Raw genomic sequence first — 21,150 nt, 5'->3', positions numbered from 1 at the left:
ATAATCCCTAGGCCGGCTTCACCCGCGCCGCGCGCTGGTGGCAGCCGCCAACCGGATGAGAGGCATGATGGCACCCAAACCTGTGCCGCAACGTTCGCATGTCGCGAGTAAGACCGTCGAGGCCGCTGCCCTGTATCGCGAAGCCTCGGTCATGGCAAAATATGGCGATCCTCTTAGCTCCATGATCCGCCGAGAAGCCGAGCGCGCTGAAGCGGAGGTACATGCTCCGGTTGGCTATTCCGACCGGGTTACAACCGTGGGAGGCGAGGCACCGCTTAACCCTTTGTCCATCCGCGATATGAACGACAGGGAGATGGTCGACACGGTACGGAGTCCGAACCTCGTCACCTCCGCGGCCACGCTGGAACGCTTGCGCCAGGCCGAGAAAGCCGGCTGCCTGGAGATAGCGCTCGATACTGCCGAGACTATCAAGGCCAGTAACAACCTCGAGCGCATGCTGGCACATCAGGTTGCGGCGGCTCATAGAGCAGCCATGACGTTGAGCGGCGCTGCAATGTGGCACATCCATAGCGGGGCCGGGATGTCCGAGCGTCCCGAGGACCAAGGCATGCCCACCCACGATCTGAGACGCATGGAGCAAATGCGGGAACACAACTGCGAAGCGGCACGTCTCTGCAATGCCTCTGCCCGAATGATGCAGGCATTCAACGATGGCATCGTCACACTCGCACAGCTACGCAGAGGCGGAAAGCAGCATGTCATTGTTCAGCACCAGCACGTGAACGTCGGCCCCGGTGGGCGGGCCGTCGTTGCCGGCAGAATCACGGGCAGCGACAGGCGTAAGGGGGGGTCTCAAACCCAGAGGGGCCAAATGATGGAAACGACGGGAGACCTTATGGCTAGCGGGCTCGGCATGCTGTTGAACGGAAATCCTTCGTTCGACCTACGGAAGGTCAAACGTTGTGGCGCCAAGAGACGTAAGCGGCTAGAATTGTGTCGTCAGCCAGCGATGCGGAACGGCCGTTGCTGCATCCACGGCGGCAAATCCACCGGCCCAAGGACCGCGGAAGGTATCGAGCGCATCCGGCGCGCAAGCACGAAGCACGGCCGACGGAGCAAGGCGGCGATTGCGGAGCGAAAGCGAAACGCCGAGACCAAGCGGCAAATCCGGATCCTCGTAAGCATGTGCCGGCGCAGCATTTGACCCGAAGGACTGAGCCGACAAGCGAAGCCTGGCGGGGTTGAGGGCGCCCAGGATCAGCGGGCGCCCAATAGGCGGTTTTTAAATTCTGAGGAGGCGACGAGCACGACAATTTCGCCCAGCTGCCGATCGACCTGCACAACACCGCCACGCGCCACTGGCCGGTCTGGCAAAGGAGGGAAGATGATAACATTCGTCCGTTTCACACTCGACCCCTTGGAACAGAAGCGCGTCGATGCTGTGTTACCAAAAGGAAGGTCGCCGAAGGACATCGCGGTACCCCGGTGCGGACGCCGGTTGTCGCCTGCGCCCAGATCGATAAAGTCAACGTCGTTACGGCTCTTGTCGATCGTGAAGAGAACGAATTGATCGCTTGGCCGGCTAGTTTACACAACATCCGAATTGAGAACTTCGTTACAGTGAAAGGCGCCTGATGTGACCGCCAACGATTTCAAGGATGGACGGCAACCATCATACTGGAGCGCCATCCCGCCGGATGCCGGTGACCGACACAAGGGTGGCCGGCTCAGCGCCGGAATCCTCGAAAGAGATTGGCGGTCGCCGAATCCTACCGACCTCACCGTACTAGTTCTGTTCGGACGCAGCCGTGACGACGATCGGTTCCGGTCGATCAGCCTCAATGGCCCAAACGGTACTCCAGCCATCGCGGGATATTCCTATCAGGCGCTCAGCTCCTATAGGAGCCGGCAGGCCGAAAACACGACCAACTCGGAACTCGCCCAGACGCTCCGTGGCATCAAGGAGGTCCATGGGATGAGCATCCCTCCATACTCCATGGCCTTGGTGGCAACAATGTCGGCGGACGCTTCTTCTTGTCGATGCTTAGGGCCACGATCTCATCGGAGTAGATGGGCTCTTCCGCATCGGGCGTAGTCGCGAGGCTGATATACGGGGTTATTCGTCACGGTCTCACTAGGCCTTGCCCGTGTGAGTCTGTCAGAGGTAGCTTGTGGGAGTCTCACACGAATGGCAATTGACATTGAGACTGAATGGTCTCACATCGTCATCGAGCCCAATGAGATGGAGCGAACCCCATGCGGATCGGATATGCGAGAACCAGCACTGTTGAACAGATCGCGGGACTCGAAGGACAAGAACGGGACCTCCGGGCCGCTGGGGTCCAGAAGATCTTCGCTGAGAGGGTCTCCTCTGCGGCCACGCGAGGGCAGCTTGAAGCGGCTCTAGAGTTCTGCCGGGAGGGCGACGTCCTAACGGTGACGAAGCTGGATCGCCTGGCCCGCAGCATTGATGACCTCGTGGCGATCACCCAGCGCCTCAAAGCCAAGGGCGTCACTCTCCACATCCTTGGCATGAACCTCGACACCTCGACATCCACCGGCAAGCTGATGCTTAATCTCCTTGGTTCCATCGCCCAATTCGAGCGGGAATTGATGCTAGAGCGTCAGCGCGAGGGCATCGCCAGGGCCAAGGCCGAAGGCAAATACAAAGGCCGCGTTCCGACCGCACGACGGCAGGCTGCCGAAGTGACCAAGTTGAAGACGGAGGGTCTGAAGGCTGAAGAGATCGCTTCCAAGCTCGGGATCAGCAGGGCTTCCGTTTTCCGCGTCCTGAGGGCATCAGCGTGACGGCCCCCTTGCGGCGCCTCCTTTTCAACGGGCAGTCTCCTTCTTCACAATGGGGAAGCCCTCGCGCTCAAGACGCTTGATGACTTCCTTTGAGGCCTCGCGGCACCGAGGGAAGGGGCTGCCCTCATCCACGCATATGGCATTGGCTATGATATCCTCGAGTACCTGAATCGAAATCTTCGACCTCAAGCAGCCCGATGGCCAGCCGCCATGGTCCTGCAGCTCTCAGTACAACGCCGACACGCCTCCACGCAATCGGCCATGTCGCCGATGCGCTCGCAGTCCTCAGCGCATTGTTTGCAAATATCGGCGCACTCCGCGCAAATCCCTTTGTGCTGAGGCGAGTTGATCAGCATGAAATGGGCAGCGGTCCGGCAGATTTCGGCACAGGCTGAAATGAGGCGGAAATGCTCAGGTTTGGTGTGCTCGCCGCCTTTCTCGAGGCAGTGCGTCATTGCCGTGCTCACGCACGCTTGATAACAGTTGAGGCATTCTTTGATGCAGGATTGCATTTCACGGGATATATGCTGCATGGATCTTCTCCTATGATCGAATTCCTTCGCACTAGCGCCGATTGCGTATCTGAATCGCTCACGTTGATTGAGCGCTCGGCCGTCGATGGGTGGTGAATGCGCCAGGAAGACCCGGCGTAATGCCACTAACCTAAATCAAGTCAGTTTGGACGGCGGGAGTACATTTTCGAGATCGCGCCACGGGCCGATCGCACGTGCACAACGGCTCGCCGTGTGCTCATTCCATTGTGCGGTAGGTACATCGTCGATCGTCAGATTGCAAGCCGAGTAGCAGCATGAATTACCGTGGCCGGGCTCACCCCCGAGTTGTCTCATCGGCCTATCAGTCAAGTTGGATAGATTTAGTCCTACATTGCGATCTGCGTGGCCTGTCGATGTTCCTGCCGCGTCAATGCCCAAATAAATGGACACGCGATCGGGTATCTGGTTTAGAGCCATCGGCCTTGCCGAAATTCCTGCTGGCTGTTCTTGTCACCATTGTTTTGATGCTGCAGATGAATCTGATCAGCGATATAGCGAATTTCGCCGCGGCGACGACGCTTTCCCATGCCGTCCATCCCCTTGTGCAGTTTTCTCTGGTTGGCCTCATGCCGGTGGCGGGCTGATGGTGCTGATGGTGGCTGTCGCACTGTCTATCTATAAGCCACGTGGCATGACTGGGGTATGGCTGGCGTAAACAGCATGAACAAGGATCGGTGCCTGTTTCAAAGTAGACGTGGAACCTCGCCGCCTTTCCTGATCAATATGTATGCTACGACCTATGGATGTAAGCGTGGTCATCGTCGGGGCGACATCGCCGGACTAGCACTGCCATAGCACTGTGTAGGGAGAGCATGTCCAGGTTGTCGAGTAAGCAGATGAATTTGGGGAAGTCGGTGCTGCGCATTCCCTTTGGCTGAATGCACTGCGTGCGCTTGTTATGCTTGACCTGGGTGATGAAGTGCGGCGCGGCACGCCGGAGAAGCTGAGCGGCCTGCGCGAGAGGCGCTGGGTGATGCGGGCCGATCCAGCGCTGGCGACCCGGTACGAGTCTCCGATCCTCATTCATCGGGCCGACCTGATCCATTCTGGTGCTGCCGCGAGACGTTCTGAAAACCGGTATTAAGGTAAGCCACGTGCACGATCAAGGCGAACAGGTGGCCATCGAGCAGGAGAAAGGCCAGACCGAGGCGGCAATCGTTATCGGTGCCGATGGCATCCTAGCACCGCGCGACGTTCGCTCATTCCCAAATCCCAGCAACCTCGTAATGGGGGGCAATACTTGTTGGCACATCATTACCAAGGGCTTCGACCAGCCGGTGACCGAGGGGGTGGGGCACTTTAATGACCTGTCGCCAATTGGGGGGAACTTTTTTCCCTTCGCCCCGTTCACCCATTTAGCTTCTTTTGCGTTCCCTTCAATACTCGCATATCGAACTATCAGGGTGAGATAGACACTTATGCGCATCCTTTGGCGAGCTGCGGGAACCGGACGGTGCACAATGACCGTTTTTCTAAGTCTGGTCTTCCTTGTGACGCAAGTGCTGCTTATCGCGCACGAAAAGCAGAGGCCCTTTGATGCATCGGGCATCAGTCAATCTGCTGCCTCTCCTGGCGGAAGTTCCTGTGACTTCAATAATAAGATTTGTTGTCAGGTGTGTTTGGCCACTGCGGGCTGGATGGCGATTTCCGACTTAATACCGCGTTCCGGCGCGAATAAACGTGTCCTTTACCCGGCTGATTTGGTCAATGGAATAGCTCCAAAGCCGTTGAAGAAACCTCCGCGATTGATTTGATACCAGTTTCGCCGCTCAGAAACTTTACCTGATCCCCAAGGTTGCCGCCGAGCGCGGCCTGAACTGAAGGAGTTTTAAAATGATAACGCTTAGGCTTGCTATTCCCCTCGCACTTTCCCTCATCATGGGTGTTGGTACCGCAGCACTTGCCCAGGATATGGGCTACGAAAAAAAGATGATGGCTGCTCACAAGAAGATGATGGACGATATGACGGCCATGAAGTCCACCGGCGATCCGGATAAGGATTTTGCCATGATGATGTTGCCGCATCATCAAGGAGCAATCGATATGGCTGAGGTCGAGCTAAAATACGGGAAAGATCCAATGCTAAAGAAAATGGCTCAAGAGATCATTGATGCTCAAAAGAAAGAAATCGAAGAGCTCAAGAAATGGCAGAGTGAGCACCACTAGCCGATGATGGACTGACCCCCTAGGCGCCCGGGCTTACGTTTTAGGTCCGGGCGTCACTGATGTAGGGCCACGCTTGCGCTGATTCAACCGGATCGCTGCAGGAGGAACAGCCTCATCACCCAGAAGCTGGCAACAGGCTACCGATAATCAGCACCGCCAGCGTCACGCGAGTGAGGTTCTGATATGGACGGCCCGGGCTAGCCGAACCATTTCTTGCCAAATCCTAACCTCGTCACGATTAGAGACCGTCGTTGCAGGACTTGCATGATGATGGCCGCGACAGGGACCGTCGGCGCCGACAAAAGGCAACAAAGTCTTTGCGTATCCTGCCTTAGGTTATCAACGGTACAAGCACCATTGCCCAGAAGTCAAAAGTGTGTTCCGACCGCATTTCAGTGTCCCTTTAGGACAAGTGTCTGCGCCGGCAGGAGTATCGCCTGTATGCGGAGGAGCATGGCCTGTACGAGCGCGACCGTGTCCACGGCATGCAGGTAGATCCGGCGCATGGTGCCCGTATCCGGCGATTCGATCTCGTCGTGATGGTTGCTGTATGCATTGGCGATGCAGCTGCTACCAGGCGGAATGTCGTCCAACCCGCCCTTGAAAAGTGGTTCCAGATAGACGGTGATAGTTCCGGGCGCGCCCTGGTTCTGCACGTCAAGTAATTGATCCCCCTGCCGCAGCTGGCCGGCGGCAATGACATCCTGGACCTGGGCCACGACCAATGGAATGATTGTGAAGGGTTTGCCGATGCAGGTGGCCTCGCCGATCATGCCGACCTTCATCACGGAGGCCTCAATCTGGCCGAAGCCTGCGATGAGCCGGCCGCGCCCCGCTTCGCTAGGCACGAGGATGCCTGCCGGCCGGATCAGCGGATTTACGATATCGCCCCGCCTGAGAGTGAACTGCTGGACTGTTCCGCCGACCGAGGCAACGATAAGCGTCTTGTTCAGTTCGACCTGCGCCTCCGCGAGAGCGGCTTCCGCGCTTGCTTTCTGGGCAGGAAGAAGCGAGCTGATCTTCGTCTGGAGTATCTGCTTGTTGGCAATTGCAGCGTCAACCGCGCCCTGCCGTCCCTCCACGGTGACCTGAAGGCGCTCCACTTCACGCCGCGAGACGACATCCTTTTTCACAAGCTCGGCCTTCATCTGCAACTCGTCTACCGCTTGCTGGTAGGCTCCTTTCGCCTCCTGGATCAATCCATCCGCTGCGGCGAGCTCCGTTTCCGCCACTTTTGTTTCAGCCTCGACCTCGGCTATTTGGCGACGGGCAGTTTCCAGCGCCGCCTTCTGCTGGGAGTCGTCGAGACGGAACAACGGAGCACCCGCGTCCACCTTTTCGTTCACGCTCGCGAACACCTCGGCCACGCGGCCGACGGACTCGGGCATGATAGTCACGGTCCGGAATACGGACGTGACTTCTCTTGTCGAGGGGTGAAAGTAGAAGATGAGCGTTATGAGAGAGATCGTGAGCAGGAGGCAGGCAGTGATGCCATAGCGCAACTCGTACCATACCGAATGAAACGTGATTTCGTGCCCTATGCGCTTGCCTTGAACGTACCGGCGGAAAAGGTAGTCCGGAAGGATCGTGACCATCGAGGATAGCATCAACTCAAGCATGGCTCGGCTTCTTTCGGCCCTCGACTTCCAATTTTCGTACGATGGCACTCGGGTGGTCGGCTTCAACCCCCCGGTCGTCAACAGCAGCCGCCGGCGATGGCGGACGTTCATCCAGTCCCGCCAGCCGCCTGAGCGATGCAGCCATCGATGATAGAGGAGTAGAGAAGTCCGGCAATTCAATCATCGCCAGCAGCAGCGCTGCAATCCAGTAGAGGTGGTTGTGCGTGAAAAGGGCAATCAGACAAAGGACGGCCACGATCTCCAACTGCACCTTGTCGGTTCGATGCGCCATGTGCTCCGGCAGCGCATGAAGTTTGAAATAGAAGACGCCGAGGAGAAAAATCACCCCCAGGAGAAAGACGACGATGACGTTGAAGAGGATGTCGGTCTGCCCCGGAGCGGGGATGAAGCCGGGCAGGTACTCAGTTGCGACCGGATTGATCTGGCGTGCCAGCTCGGTACCTGCCTCCTCGGCACAGGCCAGACGGGTAAAAAGCGGGAAAGCGAGAACGAGCGCTCCAATGTGCTTCGTGGCGCGTGCAAATGAAGACATCTTAGATCGCTCTCCTGCTTGCCACATAGGCGTTCCCATGGATCCGCGTGGTCACCTGGCAGGTTCCAGCTTCTCGCGTTTGTTTTGATGAGCCTGGTCGCAGGCCTATAATCGGCCAGCGCGCGAATTTTATCAAGGCCTACATGGATCGGATCGTCGAGCCGGGTAGGCTTGACATGCCCTGAATGGCCGCAAGTCCGATTAGGCTGGGGCAATCTTGGATCGGGAAACTTCTTCAAGCCCGGACGCTCACCGCGTGGCGCAACCGCGTTTGGACCGGCCAACCGTTCAAGTCTGCACGCGTCGATAGCGGCTCCTCCTGCGCGGCTGCACGCCCTGTCTGACCCTCGTATTTGTCTCGGCCAGCGACGTGCCGTTGCTCGTCAAGCCTTGCCATGATTAACCCCGGCCCAGCGCGCGCGGCGTCCGCGCTGTGCGCGAGATGGGCGCCGCCGAAACGTTCCGCCTTTCGACCGGCCGGGAAAGCTTGATCTGGGTTAAAGACCAGGGAAGAGAGGCCGGCTCAAATGCTTGGGAAACATTGAGAAATGGACGTTCTTGGCCGCCTGGGATGGCGCTACAATGACGAAGACCGATGATCAGGAGGGCCAAGATCCACCCCGTAAAGTGCGGGCAGAGGACGCTGCCAAACCTCATGACACCGCAGTCCAACGGGCCCTTGTCGAAGCGCGACAGGAGATACTCCTGTTTCTCCAGCAGCGCCTGCGCAACCGCGACGAAGCAGAGGAAGTGCTGCAAGGTTTTTCGGTCCGCGCCCTCGAGCGCGCATCGCAGCTCCGGGATATCCAGACAGTACGTGGCTGGCTCGGCCGCATCCTCGCGACAACCATCATCGACTATCAGCGCAGTGCGAGCAGGCGACGCCGCCGAGAGATTCGTGTGAACGAGGCCGACATCGAGAATCTCCCTGCCGACGCCGAGCTCGACGGAGCGGTTTGCAATTGCCTCTATCGTTTGCTGCCGACGTTGAAGGCTGAGTACGCGGACGTCATCTGGCGTGCTGATATTCTGGGTGAGCCGCGCGACCGACTGGCCGCAAGTCTCGGCACCTCCCTGAACAATGTCACCGTGCGCCTTCATCGGGGACGACAGGCGTTGCGAAAGCGGCTCAAGGAGATGTGCCGGACCTGTCCGGTTCATGGCTTTCTCGACTGCCACTGCGAGACCGGAAGGAACATCCGAACCGCCCGCGAGAAAGCGTCTCGATAGTTACCTCTTGGCACCGTTGCCGAAATGGATGCGTTTCGCGGATTGCGACGCTCAACCAGCCCAAGCGAGCCTCAAGGGCGATTTGAGATGGTTTCGTGAAGTCAGCCGACCTCAGAACGATTTCGCCCGGCGCCCCAAAGAATGCAGCGGCAGTCATGATCAGGAATCTCGATGGTGGATCGCGGCGAGGTTGGTTCTGGTCGCGGCGCTGAAAGCGATTTGCTACCCGCTCATCGTGATCGAATCCGCGTTTGCCCACACCTGACCTTGGCCAAGCTGCGCGCTGTTATCGCAGGCTAGGCGGCGATCGCCGCCTTACTCCGCCGCCCGCTTCCGAAAGACGCCCGGTCCTGGCTCGCCCTGTGTGGCATCGGATTCGGCGCCAGGATATTTGGCTACCTCGGGATGTCCCACGCCGCAGAGTTCGTGTCGCCGGGCCTGGCCACAATCGTCGCGAACAGCCAACCGCTCATTGCGGCGATCCTCGCCTGGACCTTCTGTCCAAACGGCTGCGCAAGGCGCAGTATCTCGGTCTCGCACCCGGCTTTTTGGGAATAGTCGGCATCAGCGTTGGTCAGCTGCGTGGCGCGGGAGGGACAGGGTTCACAACAGCCCTTGCCTACATCCTGCTCGCCATCCTGGGTGTCGCAGGTGGCAACATTCTGATGATCCACCGTCGATCCACTCGTGGCGATGGCGGGCCAGTCGCTCATGGGGAGGGTCCCGCTCATGGCGATGTCGTTCGTCTTCGTCCGCCCGCTGCAGGTCCAGCCAACGCCAACCTTCTTCGCGACCCTGCTCGGCCCTGCGCTCCCGGGAACGGCGCTTGCCTCTGGCTGTGGTTCTCAATTCTCGACCGCGTACCACTGGAGTGAGCCAATGTGTTCACATTTCTGTCGCCGTCCATCGCCGTCATGATCGGCCTCGCCGTCTTCGACGAACGTGTCGGCGCTTCCCGTGATCGTTGGCCTGGCTTCTTACTGGCTCGGAGTATTCCTCGGCGAACGCAAAGCCGGACGCCCGCCCTTGCGGGAACCGCACTTCGCAGGTGGCCCGCCGTGTGGCGTCACGCCGCAATCGAGTGCGTCCTACGCCCAGGGGCGCCGCTCGAGCCAGGACATCGCGATCATCGGGTCGACGCCGGCGACCTCAATCAGCCGATCGGGATCGAGTATCCGCAGACGTCGGTAGTGGAACTGGACGATCTCCTCCTTCCGCAGGGCGCTAAGAACCCGGTTCACATGGACAAAAGTCAGGCCCGTCGCGTCACCGATCTGCTCCTGTGTCAGAGGAAGCACCATCTCCTCGCTGCGATTTCCCGGCCATTGCGCGCGATATCGGGTGAACAACTCCAGCAGCAGATGAGAGACTCGTTCCCGGGCCGAGCGCCGGCCGATGCTCGTGAGATGATCGAAGGCCAGGTTGCAGTCGTGCGCGAGCGAGCGCGCCAGCCGTATCCCGATTTCCGGTTCGACATGCGAATACGACGTCAGGATGGACAGGGGGATCACCGAGACCACGACGTCGGTCAGTGCTTGCGCACCCACCGTGGCAGGCGCGCGCCTGGACGGCAGCACGCCCAGTATTGCACCAGGCAGCGCAAACTGGACGATCTGCCGTCTGCCGTCCTCCAGCAGGGTATAGACCGCGACCCAGCCGTCGAGGAGATTGAAGATCGTTTTCCCGCTCGATCCAATGCTGAACAGATCCCGTCCTGACTCAATCTTGCGGTCGCCATGGCGATAGCGCGGCATCAGTCGATGCCGCTCCATTGGCAATGAAACGCTATTCGGCGGATCACATGCCTCGCCATCGTTTCCTCCTTTCGGGCACGGTGGGCGCCTGCTCAACTCGCCGACCCGCGCACCCATCCGACATTGCGGCGTGGCAAACGGCAATTCACTTGAAAACGGTCCATTCCGTTCGCGCTCGATGGTTCCCCAATCGTCGCGACGAAGCGACCGGGCTGTCTCTTCGGATAAAGACGCTCGATCCCAGCTCACATTACACCTCCTGGGCGCGAAGGCCCGTTGCGGCAGCTACGAGCGCAGGCGATCAATTGTGGGTGAAAGTGCGACGCACCTGGCGCTCGCCGCGCGACGTCTAGCGGGCGCGTCAAATCGATCGCACTTTCAAACCGACCTGCTGGACAGGTTGGTGAGGTGGCGATTGAAACGAGTGGCCCTAGAGGATGTGATTTCGGGGAATTGGGGGATCGTGGCCGAGAATGACCGAGCGCAGGCAATCCTGACGCAAAGTCAGGAATTGCGACTTGCGCGGAACGCCCGCGGTTCCCTTCTGGTTGAGTAGGAACGGCAGGTAGCACGGCGCGCACATGGACGAGCAGCAGTTCGCCCGGGGGGCACAATCCTCCCTTTCGACCGGGGAGGTTGTCAGCACCGTGCCGGCGCCACCGCGCTCCGAGTGGCTCGGCACCGGCTCACTGACATCCGCCATCAATGACCCGACCTGCGCCAGGACAGCGATCACACAGAATATGAGCAGCGCCAGATACCTAAGCATACGCTCGAATTTACACCCGTTGACATCGCGCTTCGCCGCACTCCACCTTTATCCGTGCCGAGCATACTCCACACGTCGCAGGGCGGAAAGCCGAACTCCCGCAATCTACTATCAGGTCTCAGAACTGCCTTGACCTAGATCAATCGGCTGTCGGGCCTCCTCACGGTCCGGTCCGCTCCGTGCTTCCGCCGGAACGCGCGCCGCCCTTGTCGGCGTCGCGCCATATGGTTGATCGAGATTAAGGTGCGGACCGCGAACGGATGGTTCTGTCATCTTTGTCGAACTCTTCCGCGAGTCGGAAATGTCAGCGATAGCCCTTCCGCAGGCAGATCGAAAACGCTGGATCGCCGTGCTTGTCGCCCGCACACGGAGGAAAGCGGTTCTCAGCCCATTCTTCTCAAAATCCGATGGGCTTCTCGTGATCGATCCCTGCAGCCATGCCCGCGAGTTTCGGCAAAACCCCGAGCGTACCACCGAAGCCACGCGCGAGCTCATCCTCGCCAGCGGCATAGGTCGGCTTGTCTGCGGCTTCATCGCCAAGCCTGACCGGGACACACTTTCCGCGCGCGGCATCGATATTCGGATCGGCTCGTGCGCCCGCTCGATCGATGCCCTGATACGCGATTTCGAGAACCTTCCTTCAGCCTAACCCTTCCGGCCGCGGGCCAGCCTGGCGACCTCCAGTATTAGCGGCGACGGTCCATCGCCACGACGCGTCTGGCGCGGCCCCGGTGCAATCACGCCGCATACTACCCCGGATGAGAACTTAACCCGCATCAAGGATTCCCGGCATGCGGCGTCGCATCATCCACCCCCAAGGAGACGGTGCATCCTGGGCATGAATAACGATCGCTCTGAACGCTGCTCGCACGGGTCTCCTTACGCCTTCCGTCGCGATCTCCAACCGCCGGACGAGACACCATGGAACCGAACCAGCATACCCTCCACAAGGACGAAAACCGTGGGCGTCGGTTCACGGCCGCCAACATCGTCCTCTGTGGATTACTCGCAATCGCGGCCTTCTATCTCATTGCAGAACATCGCGCGCACCTTCTGGGCTGGCTGCCCTGGCTGCTGATCCTCGCTTGTCCACTTCTTCACATCTTCATGCATGGCAAGCACGGCGGGCACGGTGGCGACGACACATCCGCATCACAACAACCGCCCCACTAGCATTGAACGTTCGATCCTGGAGCGCGCATCTATGCAAGACGATATTCCCGCTTACGGACTGTGGTCCCTCGTGATCCTCAACTCGGCAATTTTCATCTTCTTCGCCTTCACCTTTTTCAAGCCGACTACTAAACGGGACTGGCGCTCGTTCGGCGCCTTCAGCGCCTTCATCGTCGCGCTTTTTACCGAAATGTATGGCTTTCCGCTGACGATCTACCTGCTGTCGGGCTGGCTGCAGACCCGCTATCCGGAGATCAACTGGTTCTCCCACGATGCCGGCCACCTTCTCGAAGAATTCTTCGGATGGCGGAGGAACCCTCATTTCGGGCCGTTCCACATCCTGAGCTTCATCTTCATCGGCGGCGGGTTCGTTATTATTTCCGCGGGGTGGAAGGTGCTCTACGAGGCGCAGCGCAGGGGCGCGCTCGCGACCACGGGCATCTACGCCCGCATCCGTCATCCGCAATATGTCGGCTTCGTACTCGTGATGTTCGGCTTCCTGCTGCAGTGGCCAACACTGCTCACCCTGGCGATGTTTCCGGTCCTCGGCTTCATGTACTGGCGTCTCGCACGGCGTGAAGAGCAGGAGGTGCTCGCCGAGCACGGTGAGGCCTATGCGCGCTACATGCGCGAAGTGCCTGCCTTCTTCCCTCGCTTGTCTGCCCGCGAGGCCAGACGCGGGAGCCGCTAACGGCATCCAACAGCGCATCTTGCGGCTTCGAAACTGCCGCTCTTCGGCAGGGAAACCGCACTGCACTGAAGTGTTCAATCGACTTGCAGGGAGTCGAGGCCCTTATCGACAAGGATCGCGTCGCCGGACTGCTCGCCGAGATCTCGACGCCGACGCATTCTTAATGCTGACCGACGTTGACGCCGTCTATATCTCGACTGGGGAATGCGCGGCAATAGTCGATCCGGGGCAGCGAGCCCGGCAGAGCTCTCGATGCATCGATTACCACCCGACTCCATGGGTCCGAAAGTCGAAGCCGCCTGCATCTTGGCGTCTCGCGGAGGCCGTATCGCCGGCATCGGAAGATTGGAAGACGGCCGCGCAATCCTGGAAGGCAGAGCGGGCACACCGACCGGCTAACATGAATTTAGTTTCTTCAACGCTTGCGAGACCCGAACATGGTGATCCCAGCAGGGCGCGCTGACCCTCGACCGGCTGTCGAAACTTGACATGGGTTAAAGAATGGCCCGTTGCGGCCGGATACCCACGTCGAGGATTTGACCGTGAATTGAGAGGAGCGCCCGCCATGTCGGCGAAAACCTGCGCAGATAAGACGCCGCCAACCCGGGGCGTTAACAAGAAGAAGTCGGGATGTGGCGGCATCGCGACGGTCAAGCGCGGAACCATGATGGCAGGCGCTGCCGCGCATGATTGCTGCCTGCACAAACAAGCGGCTGAAGGCGGCCGCTCGTCAATTGGCTGTGCGTCCCCAAGCCACGAGACTCCCTCGGAAAGCGCCACTTACAGGCAAGCCGACGAACCCGGCAAGCGCGTTTGCAAGGGAGACAACGAATGAAGTCAACCACGCTTGATGTGGGCGGCATGGTCTCCGCGCTCGACTATCAGTGCATCGAGAAGCAGTTGCGCCAACTCCGCGGCATCCATCAGGCCGGGAGCAATCCAGCTTCGAACAGCGTCTCCGTCGAATACGACGAGACGGAGATTTCCGTTTCGGAGATCAGGAGCAAGATCAAGAAATGCGGCTTCCACTGCGCCGGCGAGGTGGTCCCGAACCATCTCTCACATGCACATGCCCATCATCAGCACGGCCACCCGCCGACCGTCGAGCCGAGCCCATCCTCCGAACCTACTTCCAAAGCGGGACACGCCGACCACGGAGCTCCGACCATTTCCGGCCGTGCAATGACGCCGGCGAAGACCTCGGGGATGCTCATATCGCACGATATGGCCCACGAGATGGGCCACGCCGCCGGGATGGATATGCAAGCCATGGTGCGCGACATGCGCAACCGCTTCTGGATCAGCCTCGTCTTCTCCGTGCCGATCTTCATCTATTCCCCGATGGGCGAGATGTTCGTGCCGCCGCCGGCGCCCTTCGGCCTGAGGCTGGAGGTGTGGCTGTTCATCCTCGCCAGCGCAGCGATCCTCTACCCGGTCTGGCCTTTTCTCGTCGCCGCCATTCGGGCTTTGCGCAACGGCGTCCTCAACATGGCCGTTCTCGTGCTGCTCAGCGTCGGCACGGGATACCTCTTCAGCGTCGGCGCGACCTTTTTTTCGAAGGGCAGCAATTCTACGAAGCATCTGCCGTCCTGCTCGTCTTCATCCTGCTCGGCCACTGGCTTGAGATGCGGGCACGCGCGGGCGCCTCCGAGGCCATCCGCGCCCTGCTTGATCTGGCTCCCCCAAAGGCGATGGTGCTTCGCGACGGGCGCGAGATTGAAGTTCCCACAGCCGACGTGCTGGTCGGAGATACGATCGTCATCCGTCCTGGAAACAAAATCCCGGTCGATGGAACTGTCCTGGAAGGCGCGTCGCAAGTCGATGAATCGATGCTCACGGGTGAATCGATGCCGGTCGGCAAAAAGCCGGGCGACCCCGTCATCGGCGCGACGATCAACAAGAGCGGCACGTTCCGCTACACCGCAACCAAGGTCGGCGCCGATACCGCCCTCGCCCAGATCGTGAAGCTCGTCCAGGAAGCGCAAAACTCGAAAGCGCCGGCGCAGTTGCTTGCCGATCGTGCATCGCAGTGGCTCGTCCTGATCGCCATCGTCATCGGGCTGGCGACCTTCGCGGTCTGGTTCTTCTGGCTCGGGCAAACGTTGCTGTTCGCCTTGACGATGACCATCACAGTGTTTGTCATAGCTTGCCCCGACGCACTTGGGCTTGCGACCCCGATGGCGGTGATGGTCGGCACCGGCCTCGGCGCGATGAACGGCATCCTTTTCAAGAACGCCGCCGCGTTGGAAGAAGCGACCAAGCTCGATGTCATCATCTTCGACAAGACCGGCACCTTGACCATGGGCCAGCCGGAAGTCGTCGACGTCGTCACCGCAAGAGACATAGCCGTCGACCATGTGCTGTCGACTGCCGCCGCCGTCGAGCAAGGCTCCGATCATCCTCTCGCCCAAGCAATCCTACGGCGGGCGCGCGACCTAGCCGTCCCCGTCCAGACCGGTTTCGAGAACCTTGAGGGGATGGGCGCCCACGCTCAGATCGATGGAGATCCGGTGTTTCTCGGCAACCGCCGGCTGATGGATTCCCAGACGCTTGAGCTTGGATTGCTCACCGCCGAAGCTCAGCGGCTGCAGGGCGCCGGCCGCACCGTCGTCCATGTCGCACGCGCCGGAAAGGTCATCGGGCTCATTGCAATTGCTGACGCGCCACGTCCAACGGCGGCCGCCACCGTCGCAAAGCTGCGCGAGCGCGGGGTCCAGGTCGCGATGCTGACCGGGGATAACGCCGGCACCGCCCAGCGCATAGCCGGCGACCTCGGTCTGGATATGGTTCTCGCCGACGTGCTCCCCGGCCAGAAGGCCGCCAAGATCAAGGAACTCCAGGCCCAGGGCAAAAGAGTCGGAATGGTCGGTGATGGCGTCAATGATGCACCGGCTTTGACCCAGGCCGATGTCGGATTTGCCATCGGCGCAGGAACGGATGTCGCCATCGAGAGCGCCGATGTCGTCCTGATGAAGAGCGATCCATATGACGTTGTCGGCGCCGTCGAACTTTCACGCGCCACGCTTCGCAAGATGCATCAGAACCTCTGGTGGGCGGTCGCGTACAACGTCATAGCGTTTCCGCTCGCCGCTGGCGTTCTCTATCCCGTCCTGCTCAGCCCGGAGATCGCCGCCCTGGCTATGTCCGGGAGCTCGGCGATCGTTGCGGTCAATGCGCTTATGCTGAAGCGGACGCGGCTGGCGGGAATCACGCGGCATCGTACGACCGATCCGGCGATCCAGCCTGTCGCCGCTTCGGCATGATGATGGCTCTCGAGCCGCCAACACTGGGCTGGGGTCCGCTCGCGGCCATACTTGCTGCGATGTTCGCCATTTCGGTGGGCTATGGGGTCGTCCTGCCGATCCTGCCCTTCCTCATAGAACGCCTCGTCGGACCGCTCGAACCGGCGAGGCTTGCATCGCACACCGGGCTGCTGACCGGAACCTACATCCTCGCCATCTTTGTTTTCGCCCCTCTCTGGGGCGCGCTTTCCGATCGCTGGGGACGCAAGCCCGTCATATTGCTGGGTCTTGCCGGCTTCGCGGCGACCATGGCGCTGTTAGCGACAGTCCAGAGCCTGACGATGCTCTACGTCGGCCGGCTTCTGTCCGGCCTGTTCGCGGCCGCCGTCACACCGGCAGCGTACGCGCTTATCGGTGACCACGCTCCTTCCAAGGAATGGCGAGCCCACCGCTTCGCCTTGATCAACATTGCAGGAACCGCCGGCTTCTTCATCGGCCCGCTGCTCGGCGGGCTCGCGGTTCGCCTCTCCGACGGGATGTTCGGCGTCGCGCCGGATGAGGCGTTTTCCACGCCCTTCCTGGCGGCGACAGGCCTGGCCGCTGCCGCCACACTCCTTGTCACTTTTGTAGTTCCCGGCCAAGTGAAGCGCGATGTCGAGAATGGACCAGCCGAAGCAAGCCAGGTTGAACGCAGTGCCGCCCTGCGCCTGCTAGCCATCGCGTTCGTTACGGCGCTTGCCATCGGATCCTTCGAAGTCGGACTTTCGTTGCAGGGCAAGAGTCTTAGTCTCGACGCTGCGCATATCGGCACGATGTTCGCCGAATGCAGTCTCGTCATGGCCGTTGTCCAGGCCCTCATCTTTTCACCGCTCATAAAGCCCGAGCTGACGCGCTGGTTCATCGCGCCGGGCCTCGCAACACTGTCCATCGGTCTCATCGTTGTGCCGCTTGCCAACGCTTCGCTTGCGATGACGGTTGCCGTTGCTCTGGTTGCGGCCAGCGCCGGCGTGCTGTCGCCCGTCGCTACCTACTGGGCCTCGCTGGGCATGGGCGCGAGCCAGGGCGCTGCCCTCGGTCGCATGACCGCATCGGCGAGCCTTGGCCAGGCGATCGGATCAGCCGTCGGCGGACTGCTGTTCGATGTGCCGTTCCTGCCGGCCGCCGGCTTTTTGCTCGCGGCACTTGTCGTCTTCGCAGCTTTGCTGGTCAGCTTCCCCCTGCCGCAGCTTCTTGTGCCGCGCGTCGAAAGTGTGAAATAGGACGGCAGTGAACCGGCCCCGTTGCCAGATGTTCACATCGCCGCCGCACTCTGCGAGAATAGCGTCCTATGATTGCCGCGCGAGCATGGCCTTGAAGCGAAAGAGCGCGACAGCGACAAACGCAGCGCTGAGGCCGATCATTGTCAGGAGCTCCCGCCACACCACCTCAACATCAGCTCCGCGGTAGAGCACCGATTGCCGGTCGAGGGCGAGAGGCCCATCACGAGATGGAGGAACCGCGGCATGCTTTCGAACGGCGTGAAAGATCCGGACAACAGGAACATCAACACGAACACCGGAATAGACAACAGCGCAAACTGTGGCGTCGAGTTCGCTACAGTCGCCAGCATGATGCCGAGCGACGTCGCCCCAAAGAGGTAGATGGCCGTTCCCACCAGAATGTGCGCGCTGGTCAACGGCCTTGGAATGCTTCGCCATCCCGTCGTGATCCACATCGCTGCCCCCGAAAACGGCAACGCCACCCGTAGCGTGCCCACAACATGTCTTCCTTGTGGGCAGCATGGGCGACAATAGTGAATGCAAACATGAGGCACGTGAACATCATCGACCAGCGCCATAGCGCGAGACGGATATTCCACCGAGCAATGTGCTTGCTGCGAAGCACGGACAACCATTCAGATGATCTCAAGCTCCCTATCGCTTGTTTTGATCTGACTCAAAAGGTCGCCCGCACCACAGCAGGGGCTTCACCTTCGGTGGCGCCGGTGGCAGGTGAAGTGGGACGGCCACCACCTGAGGAGGCCTTGAAAGAGGCCACCGGCTGGGCGGTGAGATGGAGTATTCGTGGGTAGAAGTTGTGCTGGACATCATTACTTGTGATGCTGACGACGCTCGCTTCGGACAATTCCTGCCCGAACAATGAAAACATGATCTCACGGCTGTCCTCGCTGAGGTGGCAAATTGCCTCATCGCTGATGATCCACTGCGGCTTATGGATGAGGAGTTGCGCGAAGGAGAGGCGCTGCACCTCGTCGGCCATTAACTCCTTGTCCCAGCGCGCGATGCGATCGAGCGAAGGGATCAGGTGCTTCAGGTTCGTGCGCTCAAGTGCATTGATCAGATCTTCCTGCAAGAAACTTGAAGCCGTCACAGGATAGGTCAAGACTTCACGCAACGAACCAGGAGCCACATAGGATCGTTGCGGTAGGAACATCGTGCCTGCCCTCGGGGGCACCGCGAGCCTGCCCCTCCCCCAGGGCCACAGGCCGGCGATCGCCCGGAAGAACATGCTCTTGCCGATGCCCGGCTTGCCGATGATGAGCACACGCTCGCCGGGCCGGATCTCCACAACTCCATCGAGCGCAATTTCCCGATCCGCCACACGTATCGCGACATTGTCGAAAACCAGGCTCGCAGAGTCCTTTGCGATGTCGATCCTGGGATAGGGTTGCTCCAGCCGATCAATGGCGAGAAGTGCGTGGCGGAAACTCGTGACGCGCAAGAGCGCAGCTCGCCAGTCCGCGATGCCGCTCGCATTGTCGACAAACCAGCGCAGGGCCTGCTGAACCTGGTTGAACGCAGCCACCGTCATCATCAGCTCGCCGAAGGTGAGTTGGCCGCCGAAATATCCGGGCGCCGCAATCACAATCGGCGCGATGATGGCAAACCAGCCATATCCCGCCGTGATCCAGGTCAGACGAGCTATCCGGCCGACCAGCCGGCGCATGGCAACGATCACTCGGTGAAGCTCCCGCTCGATCCGCCGGCGCTCGTCGGCCTCACCGCCGTAGAGGGCGATCCCGTCGGTCGCCTCGCTTACCCGGACAAGCGCAGATCTCAGTTCGGCCTCCCCGGAATATCGCTCCGCGCTAATGTCAATCAAGGGCCGGCCGACTCGCCAAGTCAGCCACGACCCCGATACTGCATAGATCAAGGCGGCCCAGACCATGATACCCGGTATGACAATGCTGCGTCCGCTGATTTCGAGTGCAACACCTCGCGATAGAACCCAGAGCACGCCGATGAAGGTTGTGAGCAGGAGCGCAGACTGGAGGAAACCGATAGCTAGGGCCGTGGACAGTTCGGTCAAGCGTCGCGCGTCATCATGTATGCGCTGATCGGGATTGACGCCGATCTGACCGGCCCCTGCAAGGAGGAAGGCCCGTTTGGGCGCCATCCACTGGAGCAGCAGATCGTGTGTCAGCCACGCGCGCATTTCCACTTTTGTCATCTGGTCGAGCCAGGTCTGCGCAACGTTAAGGACTAGGAGCGCCGTCGCAATGATCCCGAATACGATGAGCTGGAACAAGAAGCCATCTATATCCTTGCGCTCGATGGCGTCGAAGAATGGCTTGTTCCAGGCGTTCAATAGAAACTGACCTACGGCAGTCGCGCCGATGACCAGAACGAGGCCGACTGCGAGAAATATGAGTTTCCTGCGTGCCGGCGGAGCGCCAACGGCTGCAACCAGAACACGGATCTGCTCGGTTACGGTCGGAGAGTTGAGCGTCCATGTGTCCGGTTCAGGGTGAGGCGTCATTGGAGTCATCTCCGCCGGTGAGGACTTGGGTTTGGGATTTTTGCGCACCCCAAAACGCAATCCAGTGGGCCCAGCGACCGAGCAGCATAATAGACGTGAACCCCCCAATTTGAATGATGCGGTCGGTTCGTCCATCGAGATGATCCTTGAGATTAGGGTGGAACCCCATCGGCCAGAACAGAATACGCAGAAGCCATGAATCAGGCCGATCCGGTTCGACGACAAGCAGACGGCCATTGGGCTTCAACACCCGATTGATCTCTTTCAACCCGCTGGCCTTCAGATTGGGCGGCAAATGATGGAGGACAAGGCTTATGATCGCTGCGTCGAAACTTGCGTCGGCGAAGGGGAGCGCCTCCATCGCCGCAAGCTTGAACCTTGCGGCGCTCCCCTGGCGGTCGGCATCCTGCATTGCCGTTCTTATCATATCGGGGGCCGGATCTATGCCCCACGCTTCGCCTGCCGGCCCCACGATGGCCGCTATCCGGCGGGTCAACACACCGTTCCCGCATCCAGCGTCCAGCACATGATCGCCCGGCCGCAGCCCGGCAAGTGCCAGCGCTCTGTCTCGAAATCGCTTTCCCAAGCCGAAGATCGAGCAGTGGACATCATACCAGGGCGCAACCCAGTTGAAGTAACGCGTGTCTCCGCAGGTGCTCGGCGTGGGTTCCAGCGGGACCGGCAAGGGTCGACCTCCCATGAAATAGGTCCACAGGATCACGACCGGACACGCAAGCAGCATTGCCAACAGGATTAGCGTCCAAAGGGAAAGACCCAGTCGGAAGGCGACCATTGCCGCGATGACCAGCATGACGAGACTGCAAAGCCAAGCGCGCAAGTTGGGAAGATGTTTGGTCGATTCCGTCTTCAT

The 21,150-nt window shown here is 60.1% G+C and carries 23 protein-coding genes and 1 pseudogene; 16 read left to right on the top strand and 8 right to left on the bottom strand.

The window, feature by feature from the left end; genetic code table 11:
• Positions 1 to 64 precede the first annotated feature (64 nt).
• Together G5V57_RS05260 and G5V57_RS05255 are read left to right on the top strand one after the other, a co-directional pair.
• Positions 65 to 1,165 carry an HGGxSTG domain-containing protein gene (locus G5V57_RS05260; protein ID WP_165166513.1) on the top strand — a complete coding sequence of 367 codons (1,101 nt, stop codon included), beginning with the start codon at positions 65 to 67 and terminating at the stop codon, positions 1,163 to 1,165.
• 1,052 nt (positions 1,166 to 2,217) lie between these two features.
• On the top strand, positions 2,218 to 2,769 hold the full coding sequence (locus G5V57_RS05255) for a recombinase family protein (protein ID WP_165166512.1): 552 nt from the start codon (positions 2,218 to 2,220) through the stop codon (positions 2,767 to 2,769).
• A gap of 185 nt (positions 2,770 to 2,954) precedes the next feature.
• Here G5V57_RS05255 and G5V57_RS05250 read toward each other — a convergent pair whose 3' ends face one another.
• The gene (locus G5V57_RS05250; RefSeq protein ID WP_165166511.1) at positions 2,955 to 3,302 is read right to left on the bottom strand and encodes a four-helix bundle copper-binding protein; all 348 of its coding nucleotides are present in this window, start codon (positions 3,300 to 3,302) and stop codon (positions 2,955 to 2,957) included.
• A 275-nt stretch (positions 3,303 to 3,577) separates the two neighbouring features.
• Here G5V57_RS05250 and G5V57_RS05245 point away from each other — a divergent pair, with 275 nt between their 5' ends.
• From G5V57_RS05245 to G5V57_RS34785, 4 genes are all read left to right on the top strand, one after another.
• A complete protein-coding gene (locus G5V57_RS05245; protein WP_165166510.1) occupies positions 3,578 to 3,907 on the top strand; it encodes a hypothetical protein in 330 nt (109 codons plus the stop codon).
• 314 nt (positions 3,908 to 4,221) lie between these two features.
• Positions 4,222 to 4,407: a hypothetical protein gene (locus tag G5V57_RS05240; RefSeq protein ID WP_165166509.1), complete on the top strand. Its 186-nt coding sequence runs from the start codon at positions 4,222 to 4,224 to the stop codon at positions 4,405 to 4,407.
• A gap of 31 nt (positions 4,408 to 4,438) precedes the next feature.
• Positions 4,439 to 4,735 carry a hypothetical protein gene (locus tag G5V57_RS05235; RefSeq protein WP_165166508.1) on the top strand — a complete coding sequence of 99 codons (297 nt, stop codon included), beginning with the start codon at positions 4,439 to 4,441 and terminating at the stop codon, positions 4,733 to 4,735.
• Between the two features lie 421 nt (positions 4,736 to 5,156).
• Complete coding sequence (locus tag G5V57_RS34785; RefSeq protein WP_165166507.1) at positions 5,157 to 5,489, top strand: DUF305 domain-containing protein; 333 nt, start codon at positions 5,157 to 5,159, stop codon at positions 5,487 to 5,489.
• 392 nt (positions 5,490 to 5,881) lie between these two features.
• Here the strand turns inward: G5V57_RS34785 and G5V57_RS05225 are convergent, their stop codons facing one another.
• Positions 5,882 to 7,108, bottom strand: a complete 1,227-nt coding sequence (locus G5V57_RS05225; protein ID WP_165166506.1) for an HlyD family secretion protein — start codon at positions 7,106 to 7,108, stop codon at positions 5,882 to 5,884.
• Positions 7,101 to 7,562, bottom strand: a complete 462-nt coding sequence (locus G5V57_RS05220) for a hypothetical protein (protein WP_246737660.1) — start codon at positions 7,560 to 7,562, stop codon at positions 7,101 to 7,103. The genes G5V57_RS05225 and G5V57_RS05220 overlap by 8 nt, the downstream gene beginning before the upstream one ends.
• Positions 7,563 to 8,243: 681 nt before the next feature.
• Here G5V57_RS05220 and G5V57_RS05215 point away from each other — a divergent pair.
• From G5V57_RS05215 to G5V57_RS35125, 3 genes are read left to right on the top strand one after another with little or no spacing between them, the layout of a single operon-like run.
• A complete protein-coding gene (locus tag G5V57_RS05215) occupies positions 8,244 to 8,891 on the top strand; it encodes an RNA polymerase sigma factor (protein ID WP_165166504.1) in 648 nt (215 codons plus the stop codon).
• 28 nt (positions 8,892 to 8,919) lie between these two features.
• Positions 8,920 to 9,156 carry a hypothetical protein gene (locus G5V57_RS05210; protein ID WP_165166503.1) on the top strand — a complete coding sequence of 79 codons (237 nt, stop codon included), beginning with the start codon at positions 8,920 to 8,922 and terminating at the stop codon, positions 9,154 to 9,156.
• Positions 9,157 to 9,197: 41 nt separating this feature from the next.
• Complete coding sequence (locus G5V57_RS35125; protein ID WP_165173847.1) at positions 9,198 to 9,449, top strand: EamA family transporter; 252 nt, start codon at positions 9,198 to 9,200, stop codon at positions 9,447 to 9,449.
• A 530-nt stretch (positions 9,450 to 9,979) separates the two neighbouring features.
• Here the strand turns inward: G5V57_RS35125 and G5V57_RS05200 are convergent.
• A complete protein-coding gene (locus G5V57_RS05200; protein WP_246737534.1) occupies positions 9,980 to 10,645 on the bottom strand; it encodes a Crp/Fnr family transcriptional regulator in 666 nt (221 codons plus the stop codon).
• 1,070 nt (positions 10,646 to 11,715) lie between these two features.
• Between G5V57_RS05200 and G5V57_RS05195 the strand changes: the two genes are divergently transcribed.
• The 5 genes and pseudogenes from G5V57_RS05195 to G5V57_RS34230 all read left to right on the top strand — a co-directional run.
• Positions 11,716 to 12,063, top strand: a complete 348-nt coding sequence (locus tag G5V57_RS05195; RefSeq protein WP_165166502.1) for a hypothetical protein — start codon at positions 11,716 to 11,718, stop codon at positions 12,061 to 12,063.
• A 272-nt stretch (positions 12,064 to 12,335) separates the two neighbouring features.
• Complete coding sequence (locus G5V57_RS05190; protein ID WP_165166501.1) at positions 12,336 to 12,587, top strand: DUF2933 domain-containing protein; 252 nt, start codon at positions 12,336 to 12,338, stop codon at positions 12,585 to 12,587.
• 31 nt (positions 12,588 to 12,618) lie between these two features.
• Positions 12,619 to 13,278, top strand: a complete 660-nt coding sequence (locus G5V57_RS05185) for an isoprenylcysteine carboxylmethyltransferase family protein (RefSeq protein ID WP_165166500.1) — start codon at positions 12,619 to 12,621, stop codon at positions 13,276 to 13,278.
• A 565-nt stretch (positions 13,279 to 13,843) separates the two neighbouring features.
• Positions 13,844 to 14,113, top strand: a complete 270-nt coding sequence (locus G5V57_RS05180) for a hypothetical protein (RefSeq protein WP_165166499.1) — start codon at positions 13,844 to 13,846, stop codon at positions 14,111 to 14,113.
• Positions 14,110 to 14,247: pseudogene (locus tag G5V57_RS34230) on the top strand (hypothetical protein); the annotation flags it as partial. The gene G5V57_RS05180 and the pseudogene G5V57_RS34230, both read left to right, overlap by 4 nt.
• A gap of 110 nt (positions 14,248 to 14,357) precedes the next feature.
• Here the strand turns inward: G5V57_RS34230 and G5V57_RS34225 are convergent.
• Positions 14,358 to 14,609, bottom strand: a complete 252-nt coding sequence (locus tag G5V57_RS34225; protein WP_246737777.1) for a hypothetical protein — start codon at positions 14,607 to 14,609, stop codon at positions 14,358 to 14,360.
• A 63-nt stretch (positions 14,610 to 14,672) separates the two neighbouring features.
• Here G5V57_RS34225 and G5V57_RS05175 point away from each other — a divergent pair, with 63 nt between their 5' ends.
• Entirely contained in the window at positions 14,673 to 16,541 is a 1,869-nt protein-coding gene (locus G5V57_RS05175) for a copper-translocating P-type ATPase (protein ID WP_246737533.1), read from the top strand.
• A complete protein-coding gene (locus tag G5V57_RS05170) occupies positions 16,538 to 17,779 on the top strand; it encodes an MFS transporter (RefSeq protein ID WP_165166498.1) in 1,242 nt (413 codons plus the stop codon). The genes G5V57_RS05175 and G5V57_RS05170 overlap by 4 nt, the downstream gene beginning before the upstream one ends.
• A 143-nt stretch (positions 17,780 to 17,922) precedes the next feature.
• Here G5V57_RS05170 and G5V57_RS33945 read toward each other — a convergent pair whose 3' ends face one another.
• The 3 genes from G5V57_RS33945 to G5V57_RS05155 all read right to left on the bottom strand — a co-directional run bounded on the left by G5V57_RS33945 (position 17,923) and on the right by G5V57_RS05155 (position 21,150).
• A complete protein-coding gene (locus G5V57_RS33945; RefSeq protein WP_371744808.1) occupies positions 17,923 to 18,234 on the bottom strand; it encodes an ABC transporter permease in 312 nt (103 codons plus the stop codon).
• A 221-nt stretch (positions 18,235 to 18,455) separates the two neighbouring features.
• The gene (locus tag G5V57_RS05160) at positions 18,456 to 20,279 is read right to left on the bottom strand and encodes an ABC transporter ATP-binding protein/permease (protein ID WP_165166497.1); all 1,824 of its coding nucleotides are present in this window, start codon (positions 20,277 to 20,279) and stop codon (positions 18,456 to 18,458) included.
• Positions 20,263 to 21,150: a class I SAM-dependent methyltransferase gene (locus G5V57_RS05155; RefSeq protein ID WP_165166496.1), complete on the bottom strand. Its 888-nt coding sequence runs from the start codon at positions 21,148 to 21,150 to the stop codon at positions 20,263 to 20,265. The genes G5V57_RS05160 and G5V57_RS05155 overlap by 17 nt, the downstream gene beginning before the upstream one ends.

Source organism: Nordella sp. HKS 07, from assembly GCF_011046735.1.
Classification (GTDB): domain Bacteria; phylum Pseudomonadota; class Alphaproteobacteria; order Rhizobiales; family Aestuariivirgaceae; genus Taklimakanibacter.
The sequence above is the reverse complement of the archived record's forward strand: the minus strand, read 5'-3'. Positions and strand labels throughout refer to the sequence as shown.

What these genes read in the sequence shown, in the direction of transcription:
- G5V57_RS05260 (WP_165166513.1), top strand. Translation starts at nt 65, where the DNA reads ATGATGGCACCCAAACCTGTGCCGCAACGTTCGCATGTCGCGAGTAAG.
- G5V57_RS05255 (WP_165166512.1), top strand. Translation starts at nt 2,218, where the DNA reads ATGCGGATCGGATATGCGAGAACCAGCACTGTTGAACAGATCGCGGGA.
- G5V57_RS05250 (WP_165166511.1), bottom strand. Translation starts at nt 3,302, where the DNA reads ATGCAGCATATATCCCGTGAAATGCAATCCTGCATCAAAGAATGCCTC.
- G5V57_RS05245 (WP_165166510.1), top strand. Translation starts at nt 3,578, where the DNA reads ATGAATTACCGTGGCCGGGCTCACCCCCGAGTTGTCTCATCGGCCTAT.
- G5V57_RS05240 (WP_165166509.1), top strand. Translation starts at nt 4,222, where the DNA reads ATGCTTGACCTGGGTGATGAAGTGCGGCGCGGCACGCCGGAGAAGCTG.
- G5V57_RS34785 (WP_165166507.1), top strand. Translation starts at nt 5,157, where the DNA reads ATGATAACGCTTAGGCTTGCTATTCCCCTCGCACTTTCCCTCATCATG.
- G5V57_RS05225 (WP_165166506.1), bottom strand. Translation starts at nt 7,108, where the DNA reads ATGCTTGAGTTGATGCTATCCTCGATGGTCACGATCCTTCCGGACTAC.
- G5V57_RS05215 (WP_165166504.1), top strand. Translation starts at nt 8,244, where the DNA reads ATGACGAAGACCGATGATCAGGAGGGCCAAGATCCACCCCGTAAAGTG.
- G5V57_RS05210 (WP_165166503.1), top strand. Translation starts at nt 8,920, where the DNA reads ATGCGTTTCGCGGATTGCGACGCTCAACCAGCCCAAGCGAGCCTCAAG.
- G5V57_RS05200 (WP_246737534.1), bottom strand. Translation starts at nt 10,645, where the DNA reads ATGCCGCGCTATCGCCATGGCGACCGCAAGATTGAGTCAGGACGGGAT.
- G5V57_RS05195 (WP_165166502.1), top strand. Translation starts at nt 11,716, where the DNA reads ATGTCAGCGATAGCCCTTCCGCAGGCAGATCGAAAACGCTGGATCGCC.
- G5V57_RS05190 (WP_165166501.1), top strand. Translation starts at nt 12,336, where the DNA reads ATGGAACCGAACCAGCATACCCTCCACAAGGACGAAAACCGTGGGCGT.
- G5V57_RS05185 (WP_165166500.1), top strand. Translation starts at nt 12,619, where the DNA reads ATGCAAGACGATATTCCCGCTTACGGACTGTGGTCCCTCGTGATCCTC.
- G5V57_RS05180 (WP_165166499.1), top strand. Translation starts at nt 13,844, where the DNA reads ATGTCGGCGAAAACCTGCGCAGATAAGACGCCGCCAACCCGGGGCGTT.
- G5V57_RS34225 (WP_246737777.1), bottom strand. Translation starts at nt 14,609, where the DNA reads ATGAAGATCGGCACGGAGAAGACGAGGCTGATCCAGAAGCGGTTGCGC.
- G5V57_RS05170 (WP_165166498.1), top strand. Translation starts at nt 16,538, where the DNA reads ATGATGATGGCTCTCGAGCCGCCAACACTGGGCTGGGGTCCGCTCGCG.
- G5V57_RS33945 (WP_371744808.1), bottom strand. Translation starts at nt 18,234, where the DNA reads ATGTGGATCACGACGGGATGGCGAAGCATTCCAAGGCCGTTGACCAGC.
- G5V57_RS05160 (WP_165166497.1), bottom strand. Translation starts at nt 20,279, where the DNA reads ATGACGCCTCACCCTGAACCGGACACATGGACGCTCAACTCTCCGACC.
- G5V57_RS05155 (WP_165166496.1), bottom strand. Translation starts at nt 21,150, where the DNA reads ATGAAGACGGAATCGACCAAACATCTTCCCAACTTGCGCGCTTGGCTT.